Source organism: Acinetobacter thutiue, assembly GCF_030385805.1.
Lineage (GTDB): Bacteria > Pseudomonadota > Gammaproteobacteria > Pseudomonadales > Moraxellaceae > Acinetobacter > Acinetobacter corruptisaponis.
Genome location: NZ_JAUDZE010000001.1, coordinates 166,702 through 180,485 on the forward strand (window position 1 = coordinate 166,702; position 13,784 = coordinate 180,485).

The following is a 13,784-nucleotide window of genomic DNA, read 5'->3' on the forward strand; positions in this document are numbered from 1 at the left end:
ATTATTGATTTAAAATATAAAAATATGTGGCATCTAATTTGTAATGTTAAAAGTGAATCTTTGATTGCGTTTTTAACAACAAATTTGGAGCAAGACATGAGTAGAAAAATTCGATTAGGCGCTTTTATTCCCGCAACTGGACAGCATGTGGCAGCATGGCGTCATCCAGAATCCCAACCCTCAAAAGCGGTAGATTTCGACTTTATTAAAGAACAAGTCCAGCTTGCTGAAAAAGGGCTGTTTGATGCCTATTTTCTGGCGGATGGTTTGGCAGTGAATTTTGGACAGGCTGAAAAAACTGGGTTGAGCGACAAGGTTGCTGGATTTGAACCTGTAACTTTATTTGCCGCATTATCTACCGTGACCAAGCATATTGGGTTTATTGCAACAGCTTCCACCACCTATGAAGAGCCTTATTTGCTGGCACGCAAGTTTGCCTCACTGGATCATTTGAGTCATGGTCGGGCAGGCTGGAATGTGGTGACTTCTGCCTCGGAAGCAGCCGCTGCCAATTTTGGCTATGAGCAACAAATTCCACATGCAGAACGTTATGAACGTGCACAGGAATATGTCGAGCTGATTAAAAAGCTGTGGGATAGCTGGGAGGATGATGCGTTCATTCACGATAAAGCATCGGGTGTGTTTTATGATGCTGAGAAAGTGCATAACCCGAACCATAAAGGTAAATATTATTCAGTCAAGGGTGCTTTGAATGTACCTCGTACACCACAAGGCTATCCTGTGATTGTTCAGGCAGGACAATCTGGGCCAGGTCGTGATTTGGCAGCCCGTTATGCCGAAGTGATTTTTACCGCCAATCAAAAACTGGAAGATGCACAGGAATTTTATCGTGATGTGAAAAGCCGTTTGGCGAAATATGGGCGATCACCTGATGAGCTTCTAATTTTACCTGGGGTTTCCGCATTTGTAGGACGGACTGAGGAAAAGGCACGGGCGAAATATCAGCAGTTGACTGATTTAATCCATCCAGAAGCAGGCTTGGCATTATTGAGTGGCTTAAGTGGTGGCTTTGATTTCTCGGGATATGATCTGGATGGCCCATTTCCTGAATTAAGCGAGGGGCAGGGCATGGTGAGCCGACCAGCCCTCATTGCCGATATTGCCAAGAAAAATAACTTTAGTATCCGTCAACTGTATGAATGGGTGGCAGGTGCTCGTGGGCACTGGCAGTTGATTGGTACGCCTGAACAGATTGTTGATCAGTTACAGGAATGGTTTGAAAATGAGGCAGCGGATGGCTTTAACATTTTGCCACCAAGTACGCCAGCAGGTTTGAATGATTTTGTGGAATTGGTTATACCTGAATTACAACGTCGTGGTTTGTTCCGTACCCAATATGAGGGTACAACTTTGCGTGAAAATTTAGGACTGGCACGTCCAGAAAATCAATATGTGTTGGCTCGACAGGCTGCTGAACAACATAAGGCAAGTTAGGATTAACCAAAACATTTCTAGCCTTGAAAAATGGTGGCAACTTGTCACCATTGAACTGAAAATAATGATTTGAGTGAAATATGCAATATAGAAAATTAGGTCAAACTGATATAGATGTCAGTGTGATTGCGCTGGGAACAATGACATGGGGCGAGCAAAACTCGGAGCAGGAAGCGCACGCCCAACTTGACTATGCTGTAGAGCGTGGTGTGAATCTGATTGATACCGCAGAAATGTATCCAGTACCACCTAAACTAGACACTCAGGGCTTAACGGAAAAATACATAGGATCTTGGTTAAAGCAGTCGAAAAAACGCGATCAGGTGTTGATTGCAACCAAAGTGGTTGGTCCATCACGAAAATTAATTCAGGCGAGCCATTTCCGTTCGGGACAAACCAAGCTGGACCGTGCCAATATTGAGGCGGCATTGCATGAGAGTCTGCAAAGACTCCAGACCGACTATGTTGATGTGTATCAACTGCATTGGCCAGACCGTAGCACCAACCATTTTGGTGAGTTAGGGTATAGTCATGTTGAAAGTGAAGACACGGTTCCCATTCAGGAAACTTTAACGGTTTTGGCTGATTTGGTAAAAGCGGGGAAAATTCGTCATATTGGCCTCTCTAATGAAACGCCGTGGGGTGTTAGCCAGTTTTTAAAGTATTCTGAAAATCTGGGTCTACCGCGTGTGGTTTCAATCCAAAACCCATACAACTTATTAAACCGTAGTTTTGAAATTGGTAATGCGGAAGTTTCGATTCGGGAGCAGGTTGGTTTGCTGGCCTATTCTCCTTTGGCATTTGGTGCCCTGACAGGGAAGTATTTAAATGGTGCACAGCCTGCTGGCGCACGTTTAACCTTATGGGAACGTTTTGCCCGTTATAAAGGTCAGGCGGCTGAAAATGCCATCCAGCGTTATGTGGAACTGGCAAGGCAGCACGGAATAGACCCTGCACAACTGGCGCTGGCCTATGTGAATAGCCGACGCTTTGTAACCAGTAATATTATTGGTGCAACCAATCTGGAGCAACTCAAAACCAACATTGACAGTATTGATGTGCAACTGGATGATGAAATTATTCAGGCAATTGAGCAGATTCATTTATCCCATCCGAATCCAGCACCTTAGCGTTTTATCCCCATTAAATAGCCTAAGCAGTAAGAAACTTTTTAAGGGTTTCTTGTTGTGTCTTATAAAGTATGTATGCTGATTCGTATTCACTTATAAGGTCTCTCTCCTAAAGGGGAGAGACCTTACTATATTTATGATATTCCCTCTCCTATTAGGAGAGGGCTAGGGAGAGGTAAAATAGAGGGATTAATGTGATTGCACAAAAGCAAGCCATTTAGGGTGGAGTGGTTTATGCTAGACTATGAGGAATTGAACGTTATGTTATAAATACTTTTAACATTACACATCCTGATAGATGAAAGGAATAAATAGCGAAGATGATCGGGCGGCAGCGAAACATATTGGCAACTTTGGGAATAGATGTTTGGATTCCTCGAGAAGTCGTATGCGAAAAAAATACCGCGCCGAGCTTATGGCGAGATCAAGAGGCTGAACAGATTCAGTCCTTGCCAATACAATTCGAAACGCCAGCACAAAACAAGCCTGAGCTGCAAATAAAGCATGAACCAGTTCATCCGATCACGATGGTTGAACCGCAGGATAATGTTGAAATCATTGTAAAACCCAAAGCTGTTGAGATGATGCCTGACAAAGAGCAGGTTATTGTGACAACACAGGTTCAAAGCTTTGAGTTGCAAATGTATATTCTGGAAAGCTGTGCAATCTTGGTGGAAAGCAGTCAATTCAATGAAGCACAGCAACAACTCTGGCAAAATATCCAGAAAGCGAAACTGGGGCAGTATGCCGAGTTAAAATGGCCTTTTCCATTGGCTGATTTTCAGGAAAGCCGTGGCTTGCCCTCCTATATTCAGGGTTTTCTGGATGCGACTGCCATGAATAAAAAGATTCTATGTCTAGGTCATCTCGATTTTATCCAGCACTCCAATCTCCTCTATTTAGCAAGTTTAGAAGAAATGATTGCCCAGCCTTTGTTAAAAAGACGACTGTGGCAACTGATGCAATAAAAGAGCGGAATTCCAACAATGAAGAAAGTTGTCGTATTTAGCCAAATAGACCAAGATGTTTTAGCACAGTTAAAGCAAAATTATCAGGTGGTGGTGCTCAACCCAAAACTCGGTGAGATCAATGAGCAAATCCGTACTGAAGTGGTTGATGCCGATGCCATGATTGGTGCAGGACGTTTACTCAATGAAAGCAATTTGGCTCCTGCACAAAAGCTCAAGATTATTTCGACCGTTTCCGTTGGCTATGACAATTATGATGTGGATTATCTGAATCAGCGAAAAATCTGGCTGGCAAATACCCCACATGTGCTCACTGAAACCACCGCCGATTTAGCTTTTAGTTTACTTTTGAGTGCAGCACGTAAGATTCCACAACTGGATACATGGACCAAACAGGGGCAATGGAAACGCACCGTTTCGACTGAACAATTTGGTGTGGATGTGTTCGGTAAAACGCTGGGAATTATTGGTCTGGGTCATATTGGTGCGGCGATTGCCCGACGTGGTTTTTATGGTTTCAATATGAATATCCTGTACCATAACCGTCGTGAAAAAATTGAAGTGGCTCAGGCATTCAATGCGCAATATCGTAATTTAGACCAGCTTCTACAGCAGTCTGACTTTATTGTGGTTGCGGTTGACTTAAATCATGAATCAAAGGCACTGATTGGGGAGGTGCAGTTTGATCTGATGCAGAAACATGCTGTATTCATCAATATTGCGCGTGGTTCGGTGGTTGATGAAAGTGCGCTTATTGATGCATTGCAGAAAAATAAAATCTTTGCTGCGGGTTTGGATGTATATGCCAAGGAACCATTACAAAGCTCTCCATTATTCGAACTTCCAAATGTGGTAACTGCACCGCATATTGGTTCTGCTACAATTGAAACCCGAAAGAAAATGGTCAATCTGGCCTACCAGAATCTGGTGGATGCCTTGGAAGACCGTGTCCCACGTTATTTGGTTAATCCAAAATTCGAATAAATGCTTACAACTTGATTGCTGAATTATTCATCTACGCCATCTTTTTAAACTGGTGAATATTGCTACACTTGCGCCCTTTGTAATTTGTCTTTGGGGTGTTTGCTTGTGTTTGAGAAATTGGCTGAGAAAAGTTTAAATTTAATGGGGTGGGAACTGGATAATCACTGGGACCTGAATGTGGATCAGTGTGTCATGATTGCCGCCCCGCATACCAGTAACTGGGATGCTTTATATGCGCGTCTGGCATTGAAAGCATTGGGTGTCAATGTACGTCTGACCATTAAAGACAGTTACATGAAACTGCCATTTGGGCCTTTTGTCCGTGCAATGGGCGGTATTGGGATCGACCGTAGTGTGAAGCAAGCGGGACAGGAACGTCCAAGCATGGTCCAACTGATGAGTGACCTGTTTAAAACGCATCCTAAATTGGTAATGCTGGTGACGCCAGAAGGAACACGGGCAAAACAGGAGCAGTGGAAAACTGGTTTTTATCATGTCGCCATGACGGCAGGCGTACCGATTGCTTTAGCCTATATGGACTATGCCAAGAAAAAAACAGGGGTTGGAAAAATGATCTACCCAACAGGAAACTATGAACAGGATATGGCTGAAATCATGGCATTTTATGCTGAAATCAATGCAAAGCATCCTGAAAAATTTAGCGTTGACCAACGCTATGCGAATAATAAATAATTTGGTTGATTTCAAAAATATAAACTAAGGTGGGATTTTCCTGCCTTTTATAACACTTCGTTGCAAATTTCTCCTATTTTCAATGCTATAGTAATTTTTTTATTCATACCTTAGAGAAACCACTTGAGATCTTTATTGCTCGCATGTGGCCTTTTTGCCACCACCCAACTCAGCCATACCCAGATTTTTTTGCCTACGCAAAATATGGGTCAAACAGAAGTGCCTGACATTGGAAGCGGTATTGGTTTGCTTGATCAACAAAAAGAAAAGCTCATTGGTGAAAAGGTATATCGTGAAGTGCATCGCCAGATGCCCACCATTCAGGATGCATGGCTGGAAGATCAGTTTCTACAGGTATTCTCAGGTATTTTAAGTCAAACCCAACTAGGGCAACCGATTGGATTGGTCATTATCAAAGACCCCCAGATCAATGCGTTTGCTGTACCAGGTGGCTTGTTTGCACTCAATACGGGACTCATTACCTCAGCAAAAAATCTTGATGAGATTGCAGGGGTGATGGCGCACGAGATTGCACACGTCGCACAACGACATTATAGCCGTTCGCAAGAGGCATTTAAGGGACAGGGTCTATTGGCCTTGGCTGGTATTATTGTCGGGGCCGCGATTGCCTCACAGTCAGATAGTGATGTAGGCTCTGCTGTCATGCTTGGAACGCAGGCTGCCTTAATGGACAAGCAACTCAGCTATAGTCGGAATCAGGAACGTGAGGCTGACCGTATCGGCATGCAGTTTATGTACGCGGCAGGCTACAATCCGCAAAGCATGGCTGATTATTTTGAAACCATGCATCGGGCAACCAGTCGAGTCAGTTTTTTGCCTGATTTCTGGCTTACCCATCCACTTACTACAGAACGTATGAGTGAGGCGCGGTTACGTGCCAATCAGTTGCCTCAAGTCAAGTCTAAAATCTATGACCTCGATTTTGACATATTAAAATGGTACACACAGGTTGTCTCAAATCAGGCGACAGAAATCCAGTTACAGGCGCTTGCCAATCAGAAGAATATCGCGGGCTTATTGGCGCTTAGCAAGTTTTATCTGATGCAGGGAGACTATACTCAGGCACAGTCCAACCTTGATCTGGTCAAGGTAAAATTAAAGTCGCATATTCTGGTTCCCCTGATTCAAACCGATATTTATCTGGGACAAAACAAGTTCGATCAGGCATATGACAGCATCAGTTCACTACAAAAAACCATGCCTGAAAATCGGGCTTTATCCTATAAATTGGCTGAGGTTTTAATCCGTCAGAGCAAGATTGATCAGGCACAAACTCTGGTACAGCGCTTTATACGCAAAAATCAGCGCGATATACAAGGATGGCAGCTTTTGCAGCAGGCGACCAATCTTGATAAAAGTTCACCACTGCAAGCGGTTAATGTATTGTGCTATCGTGCGGAAGCTGAATATTGGTCTGGCTATGAAGAAAATGCGATTAAATCCATGCTACATGCCCAACGCTTGGCAAAAGGTAACTTGGCAATGTCAGCAAAAATTGACTCGCGCTTGAAACAGATGCAAGATGATCGCCGTATGAAAATTTAAAAATTAGGAAAAATAGAAATGATTAAAGGGCAGTGTCTATGTGGGGATGTGCAGTATCAATATCATGGGGAAATCGAAAATAGTATTTTGTGTTATTGCCAACATTGTCAGCAGGCACAGGGTAGCATTGCTGGATGGAATAGCCCTATAGATCAACAAAAATTTGAATTTTTATCAGGTCAGAATCAACTCAGGGAATATTTTCATACTCCAAACAAGGCCCGCGTATTTTGCCAACATTGTGCCAGTCCAATCTATTCTTATCGTACCGATTTACCTAATATCATCCGCTTGCGTTTGGGAACGGTAACTGAGGGGCATCTTCCAGCACCGCAAGAAGAATTTTTTATTGAACATAAACCAAGTTTTATCGAATTACGATAAGATGATAGTGGTAAGTCATATGCATGGATGAAGTTAAAAGATTTATGAAGAAGTTTATTTTTTTTATTTTTATGACTGGTTGTATGGGGAACAGTTTTGCTGCATCCATTGAGCAATATGTCAATGCTGTAGATAAAATCAGGGAAACCTATGCACAGGACTTGCGCGGATTCTTGCGTAGCCTAGACCCTCAGCTCTCTCAATTTAGTCCTGAGCAACAAGCTAAATATTGTGGCATTAATCAGCGTTACATTCAGGATATGTCAGGTGCGATTGAACAAAATCGTTCATCATTACCACCGCAATATGCAAGTATGACTAAGCAGGATTTAATTAAACAAGTGGTTGAGTCTAAAGAGATGCAGATGCTTGCCAAATATAATGTTCAGTGTGATTTTAAATAATAGAAAGACTTTGGGTTCATTGTTAAAAATGAATCCAGTTTTAAAATAAATAGGAAATCTAAAGAGACGTTAAGCGGGTTAGCTTAATTTTGCTTTAATTTTGGCAGAAACTTGTGCAGGATCGGCACGCCCGGCTATGATCGGACGTAGAGAATTCATCACCTTACCCATATCTTTCATGCTAGTAGCTTCTTGAGCAGCAATCGTTTGCTCAATGATAGAATCAAGTTCTTCCTCAGTCATAGCTGCTGGTAGAAATTGAGAAATAACCTCAACTTCGGCTTGTTCTTTACTAGCTAAATCATCTCGACCAGCGCCAGAAAAGGCCTTGATCGATTCTTTACGTTGTTTAATTTGCTTTTCAATGACCGCAAGAACCTGAGCATCGTCAAGCTCAATGCGTTCATCGACTTCGATTTGCTTAATTGCTGCCTGTACACCACGAATAACCGTTACCGTTGCCATATCTTTGGCACGCATAGATGATTTTAATACGTTGGTAATCTGGTCTTTTAAAGTGGTCATATCAGCAGTCAATCACAAATTAATTAGTAAAGGCGAGTAGTGCGTACAGATTCGCGAGTCAATTTCTTTTGATAACGCTTAACTGCAGCAGCTTTTTTGCGCTTACGTTCCTGAGTTGGTTTTTCATAGAACTCACGCTTACGAACGTCAGCTAAAACACCCGCTTTTTCGCATGAACGCTTGAAACGACGGATAGCTACGTCTACTGGTTCGCCTTCTTTCAATTTAACTTGTGGCATGTAAAATCCTCTAAGATGATGGGATAGACCTAACGTACCATTACGCCAGATCACAAGTGAAGTGCACTATTTTACTCATTTACAACTCAGATCACAAGTCTATAATAGCCCCGACATTATTTTTAAACGATGTAAAGGCAGTTAAATGATTGTTTTGGGCTTGGAAACTTCGTGTGATGAAACTGGGTTGGCACTCTATGACAGTGAACTCGGCTTGCTTGGACAGGTTCTATATAGCCAGATCAAACTGCATGCCGAATATGGCGGGGTTGTACCAGAACTTGCTTCGCGTGACCATGTCCGTAAAATGATTCCCCTGATCAATCAACTGCTTGAACAAAGTGGTGTTCAGAAAAACCAGATTGATGCAGTTGCCTATACGCGTGGACCTGGGCTAATGGGTGCCTTGATGACAGGCGCATTGTTTGGTCGTACTTTAGCGTTTGCCTTTAATAAGCCTGCAATTGGTGTGCATCACATGGAAGGGCATATGCTTGCACCATTACTTTCAGAGACTCCACCAGAATTTCCATTTGTTGCATTATTGGTGTCAGGTGGACATACACAGTTGATGGCAGCCTATGGCATTGGTCAATATGAATTACTGGGGGAGTCGATTGACGATGCGGCAGGTGAGGCCTTTGATAAAGTCGCTAAAATGATGAAGCTGCCTTATCCAGGTGGACCAAACATCGCAAAACTGGCATTGCAGGGCGATGCTTTAGCATTTGAGTTCCCTCGTCCAATGTTACATCAAGGTTTGGATTTTTCATTTAGTGGTTTAAAGACAGCGGTTTCTGTGCAGTTAAAAAAACTGGGCGAAGAAAACCGTGATGCTGATATTGCTGCCTCTTTTCAGGAAGCAATTGTCGATACATTGGTTAAAAAATCGGTTAAAGCCTTAAAGCAAACAGGTTTAAAACGTTTGGTGATTGCAGGCGGGGTCAGTGCAAATTTGCGTTTACGTGAGCAATTGGAAACCTCACTGAAAAAGATTAAGGCACAGGTTTATTATGCTGAACCTGCCTTATGTACCGATAATGGTGCAATGATTGCGTTCGCAGGTTATCAACGTTTAAAGGCTGGGCAGCATGATGGTTTGGCTGTCACCACAACACCAAGATGGCCGATGACTGAGTTACAACCAACCTGAAAATGGAATTGATGATTCTTGTTGGCTGTTAGGCTTTAGGTTGGTTTACATTCTTATTTTATTTAAAAATCAAACCATTATTTATATGCATGGCGATGGCTTGGAGTTAGCGCTATTGTGTTAAAGTATTGGATAAATTATTTATTTTGATGAGCTAAAACTCATTAGCGGAGTTCAGAAGTTGAAAATTTCTTATGTTTTTACCTGTGGTCGATTGGAATCTTTGTTTAAGATTCTAAATCTTATTCAATCTAATGAAAATAAAGAAAAAAATGATAAAGTGATTGAACAGTTTAGAAAGGATATTTCTTTAGGGCGAACTTTTGAGGAAACTGAACTTTATCAAGTGATAGAAGACAGTGAGGAAAAAATTGTGGCCAATCGCTTGAACAATATTCTTCGGGACAAACCTGCCCATCAGAATAAATTTGATTTTCAGGAATATAAAACGGGTGCCTGGTCTGAGTTTAATGACTATAAGCTGGCAGTTCGTTTCTCTAATGCCAAAACAGAGTTAAGTGAAAAGCACTTTGAAAAAACGGGTGAATACATGACCAGCCGAGGTATTGCAAAACTGACAGGTTTCAATCCAGCTAATATCAAGAATATGTTGCAACATAAAAGAGCTGTCGTGAAAAAAATGCTCATCACATTGGAAAAGTTGGCAAAAGAATATTAAAAGGATGAAGCCATCAAATCTGATGGCTGTTTCATTGTGTTGAATTACACGGTTTTTAACTGTTGAGAACCGATCCAGTGTTTTGAGAACTGATATGCCGCACGGCCTGAACGCTGCCCGCGTGCCTGACACCATCTCAGTGCCTCAGCCCGTACTGTGTCATTATATTCCAGATCTGCCTTGCGAATATAATGTTCCACAATGTCCAGATAGAGTTGTTGATCCATTGGATAAAATGAAAGCCACAGTCCAAAACGATCAGAAAGTGAGATTTTTTCTTCAATCGCTTCCTGTGGATGCAACTCGGTATATTGGGGAACATCAACCTTACGCACAGGCGTATTTTCGTGCATAAATTCAGGCAATAAGTGACGGCGGTTACTGGTTGCATAAATAATGAAGTTGGTTGAACCAGATTGAAGAGAACCATCCAAAACACTTTTTAAACTACGGTAATTTTCATCTTCCGCATTAAAGGCCAGGTCATCACAATAGACAATAAACTTTTCTGGACGCTCGGCAATCAGTTTTTGAATTTTTGGTAAATCTGATAAATCGTCACGTTCAATTTCAATCAGGCGTAAACCCTGTGCTGAGTACGCCGTGAGCAGGGCGCGTACAATGGAGGATTTGCCTGTACCACGGGAGCCTGTTAGCAAAATATCATTGGCTGGAAAACCATTTAAAAACTGTAGGGTATTTTGGATAATCTTGTCTTTTTGGCGTTCAATCCCTTTTAAGTCTTCCAGATACATTTTTTTAGGTTGTTGAATTGCGACCAGTTGCTGATTTTCCCAGCGAAAAGCAATTGCTGAAAAATCAGTGGGTTGTCTTGGAGCAGGGAGAACTTGCTGGAGCTGTGTTAAAACACTGGATAATGACTGGAGAATAGATTCGGGTAAATCAAGGATAGCCATAAATACAAACCAAACTCAGTGATCAATAAATAGGGATACTATCACTGCTATAGCTAAAATAAAGGAAATATCATCAAAAATATGGAAATAAGTTGATTTTATCCTTGATTGTTGCAGCTGGTTTTTGCATTGTATAAGTGCAGGATTAGAAAAATATGATGCGCATTAGGATAACGAATGTTAAATAGAGTTCAAGAAAAAAAGAATACATATCAAACATATAGAATAGATGTGTTACAGGAACAATTACAACATGCCAGTTCTTATGAGGAGTGGAGAGAAATTGCACTCAAATTGGACGAGGAGTCAGGCACAGAAGCATGGAAATATGACAATGAATCGCCCTATTTTGATGCTGAAATTTTGTCCAAGCGTTATAACCTGCTAAAAAGATATCGGCTGCACCATCGTACCCTTGACCTGATTTATGTGTTGAGGGAGGGACTGACCTATGATTTTGCCAATATTGGGCATCCCATGTTATTTGCTGAAACGTATATCGGCACCAAAAAAATTATAGAAAATTATGTGGATGAGGTGAGTGACTGTTTAAGGTATTTGGCATCCAGTGAATGTATAACGTTTCAGCTCAAGGAGAAAATCCAGTTTTTTGAGGAATGTCAGAAAGCCTATGGTCAGCCTGCCTTAATGCTTTCTGGTGGTGCAACTTTGGGACTGTTTCATACTGGGGTGTGTAAGGCATTGCTGGAACAGGACCTATTACCGAAAGTGCTGTCGGGTTCAAGTGCAGGTGCAATCATGACGGGGATGTTAGGTACCTCATCCGCTAATCAAATACCAGAACTACTCACAGGAAAGCATTTCTTTCATGAAGCATTTCGTTTTAGAAAGGTGATGGAACTCATTAAAGGGCATGGCGGTATTGCCGATGTGATGTACCTTAAAAAATTCCTGATTCACAATATGGGAGACCTTACCTTTGCGGAGGCATATCAGCGCTCTGGTCTACATATCAATATTGCGGTTGCGCCTTACAATGCGTCACAAAACCCGCGTATCCTCAATGCCTTGACTGCGCCGAATGCCTTGGTCTGGAGTGCGGTGATGGCTTCCTGCGCGGTTCCTGTTTTGTTTCCACCCGTCCATCTGACCAGCAAACGCTACGATGGACAGCATACGCCCTATATGTCAAACACCAAATGGGTGGATGGAAGCATGCGTAGTGATTTTCCACAGGAAAAAATGGGGCGGTTGTATAATATCAACTACACCATTGCCAGTCAGGTGAATCCGCATATTGTTCCATTTATGCAGAGTGACTTGCAGCGTTATCGTAATGATGTATTGAGCTGGCCTGAGCGGATTATCCGTCATCAGGGTAAAACTATTGCACTGGATGTGATGGATTTGACCCGTCATTATGTGGGAAGATTTTTCCCGATTCGCCGTGCCCTGGATCATGGTTATGGTATTTTAGGACAGCGCTATTATGGGGATGTCAACATTATTGCCAAATATGGACTGCGCCACTATGGCTATATGCTCAAAAACCCTCGCCCCAAGTTGTTTAAGATTTTGCAGCAGGAGGGTGAGCGGGCGACCTGGCCTAAAATCGCCTCTATTGAAACCCATGCACGTATTGGTAAAACCATTGAACATTGTTTAGCGTCATTACGCAAACAGGCAGAAAAGCAGCAGAATGAGTTTTATTACGTGGACCTTTGATTCGCAACTTCGGTTGGATGATCTTGCATTAAAAACCAAACCCCAAAGTTATGCCTTTGGACGGCGTTTATATACATTCCAGATCGAACAGCAAAAATATTGGCTTAAATTTCATCAAGCCCATATTCATCAGGTCTTAGAACATGCTTTTCTAAATGAGCTGGATTTTTATCGGCAGAATTCAATATCCAGAAAGCAATTTATTGTTCCTCATCAAATCATTCAGTTTAAAGAAAACACGCCGTTTCACGGACTTGCTTCCAGTGGGCAAGGATTGATCCTGATGGATACAGAGGATTTCTTTACCAGTATCCCCAGCGATGTACAAGCAATTCAAGAGCAGATATTAAAGGCATTGGAAACACTGGAAAATATGCATCAACTAGGGTGGGTGCATGGTGACCTTAAAATTGAACATTTCCGTTGCCATGAAAATAGCTGCAAGCTGATTGATTTTGAGCAGAGTTTTAAATCAGCTTATTCAACTCAGAATTTAACTGCCACACCGCACTATATGGCGCCAGAGCTTTTTCATGCAGAAAGGAAAACAGTTCAGAGTGATTTATATGCTTTTGGTATTATTGTCTATGAATGGCTCACTGAAACAAGGCTACAGGCCAAGACCTACCATGATTGGGCGGTATTGCATTGCCAGCAACTGCAAATCCAGCTTCCTAAACAGCTTGAATGCTTTTTGCCATTGCTGAATGGGTTGATGCAGAAGCATGTTGAACAGCGTTTTAAGTCGGTTTCAGATGCAAAAGACTGTCTAAACTCGACTATTTTGCTGTAAAAATAAACATAAATACTTGATTTGAATATTATATGTTCATTTGATTGGTTTTTTTAACAGAAACACTTGTCATCAAGGACGTTTCTCACTAATATGCATACCCATCGGGGGCGTGGCGAAATTGGTAGACGCACTGGATTTAGGTTCCAGCGCCGCAAGGTGTAAGAGTTCGAGTCTCTTCGCCCCCACCAAATTTAAAAAGCAAGGG

The 13,784-nt window shown here is 42.0% G+C and carries 15 protein-coding genes and 1 tRNA gene; 13 read left to right on the plus strand and 3 right to left on the minus strand.

The window, feature by feature from the left end:
• Positions 1-96: 96 nt before the first annotated feature.
• From QTA56_RS00815 to QTA56_RS00850, 8 genes are all read left to right on the plus strand, one after another.
• Positions 97-1,455, plus strand: a complete 1,359-nt coding sequence (locus QTA56_RS00815) for an LLM class flavin-dependent oxidoreductase (protein ID WP_267979065.1) — start codon at positions 97-99, stop codon at positions 1,453-1,455.
• Between the two features lie 80 nt (positions 1,456-1,535).
• The gene (locus QTA56_RS00820) at positions 1,536-2,585 is read left to right on the plus strand and encodes an NADP(H)-dependent aldo-keto reductase (protein WP_267979066.1); all 1,050 of its coding nucleotides are present in this window, start codon (positions 1,536-1,538) and stop codon (positions 2,583-2,585) included.
• A gap of 320 nt (positions 2,586-2,905) precedes the next feature.
• Complete coding sequence (locus QTA56_RS00825) at positions 2,906-3,553, plus strand: hypothetical protein (protein WP_267979067.1); 648 nt, start codon at positions 2,906-2,908, stop codon at positions 3,551-3,553.
• Between the two features lie 18 nt (positions 3,554-3,571).
• Positions 3,572-4,537, plus strand: coding sequence for a 2-hydroxyacid dehydrogenase (locus QTA56_RS00830; protein WP_267979068.1), 966 nt, complete (start codon positions 3,572-3,574; stop codon positions 4,535-4,537).
• 105 nt (positions 4,538-4,642) lie between these two features.
• Positions 4,643-5,230 carry a 1-acyl-sn-glycerol-3-phosphate acyltransferase gene (locus QTA56_RS00835; RefSeq protein ID WP_267979069.1) on the plus strand — a complete coding sequence of 196 codons (588 nt, stop codon included), beginning with the start codon at positions 4,643-4,645 and terminating at the stop codon, positions 5,228-5,230.
• A 183-nt stretch (positions 5,231-5,413) separates the two neighbouring features.
• The gene (locus QTA56_RS00840; protein WP_267980006.1) at positions 5,414-6,796 is read left to right on the plus strand and encodes a M48 family metalloprotease; all 1,383 of its coding nucleotides are present in this window, start codon (positions 5,414-5,416) and stop codon (positions 6,794-6,796) included.
• A gap of 18 nt (positions 6,797-6,814) precedes the next feature.
• Positions 6,815-7,180, plus strand: a complete 366-nt coding sequence (locus QTA56_RS00845; RefSeq protein WP_267979070.1) for a GFA family protein — start codon at positions 6,815-6,817, stop codon at positions 7,178-7,180.
• Positions 7,181-7,224: 44 nt separating this feature from the next.
• Positions 7,225-7,584 (plus strand): hypothetical protein, encoded by a 360-nt coding sequence (locus QTA56_RS00850; RefSeq protein ID WP_267979071.1) that lies wholly within the window; start codon positions 7,225-7,227, stop codon positions 7,582-7,584.
• Positions 7,585-7,662: 78 nt separating this feature from the next.
• Here the strand turns inward: QTA56_RS00850 and QTA56_RS00855 are convergent, their stop codons facing one another.
• Positions 7,663-8,109, minus strand: a complete 447-nt coding sequence (locus QTA56_RS00855; RefSeq protein ID WP_267979072.1) for a GatB/YqeY domain-containing protein — start codon at positions 8,107-8,109, stop codon at positions 7,663-7,665.
• Positions 8,110-8,132: 23 nt separating this feature from the next.
• Complete coding sequence (gene rpsU, locus QTA56_RS00860) at positions 8,133-8,348, minus strand: 30S ribosomal protein S21 (protein ID WP_004652785.1); 216 nt, start codon at positions 8,346-8,348, stop codon at positions 8,133-8,135.
• 145 nt (positions 8,349-8,493) lie between these two features.
• Between rpsU and tsaD the strand changes: the two genes are divergently transcribed.
• On the plus strand, positions 8,494-9,501 hold the full coding sequence (tsaD, locus tag QTA56_RS00865; protein WP_267979073.1) for a tRNA (adenosine(37)-N6)-threonylcarbamoyltransferase complex transferase subunit TsaD: 1,008 nt from the start codon (positions 8,494-8,496) through the stop codon (positions 9,499-9,501).
• Positions 9,502-9,682: 181 nt separating this feature from the next.
• Complete coding sequence (locus tag QTA56_RS00870; protein WP_267979074.1) at positions 9,683-10,180, plus strand: hypothetical protein; 498 nt, start codon at positions 9,683-9,685, stop codon at positions 10,178-10,180.
• 44 nt (positions 10,181-10,224) lie between these two features.
• Here the strand turns inward: QTA56_RS00870 and QTA56_RS00875 are convergent, their stop codons facing one another.
• A complete protein-coding gene (locus tag QTA56_RS00875) occupies positions 10,225-11,097 on the minus strand; it encodes an ATP-binding protein (RefSeq protein ID WP_267979075.1) in 873 nt (290 codons plus the stop codon).
• A gap of 177 nt (positions 11,098-11,274) precedes the next feature.
• On the opposite strand from QTA56_RS00875, the gene QTA56_RS00880 reads away from it, so the two are divergent.
• The 3 genes from QTA56_RS00880 to QTA56_RS00890 all read left to right on the plus strand — a co-directional run bounded on the left by QTA56_RS00880 (position 11,275) and on the right by QTA56_RS00890 (position 13,767).
• Positions 11,275-12,783 carry a DUF3336 domain-containing protein gene (locus QTA56_RS00880; protein WP_267979076.1) on the plus strand — a complete coding sequence of 503 codons (1,509 nt, stop codon included), beginning with the start codon at positions 11,275-11,277 and terminating at the stop codon, positions 12,781-12,783.
• Positions 12,758-13,576, plus strand: coding sequence for a protein kinase domain-containing protein (locus tag QTA56_RS00885; protein ID WP_267979077.1), 819 nt, complete (start codon positions 12,758-12,760; stop codon positions 13,574-13,576). The genes QTA56_RS00880 and QTA56_RS00885 overlap by 26 nt, the downstream gene beginning before the upstream one ends.
• Before the next feature lie 106 nt (positions 13,577-13,682).
• Positions 13,683-13,767: transfer RNA gene (locus QTA56_RS00890), tRNA-Leu, on the plus strand.
• Positions 13,768-13,784: the final 17 nt, after the last annotated feature.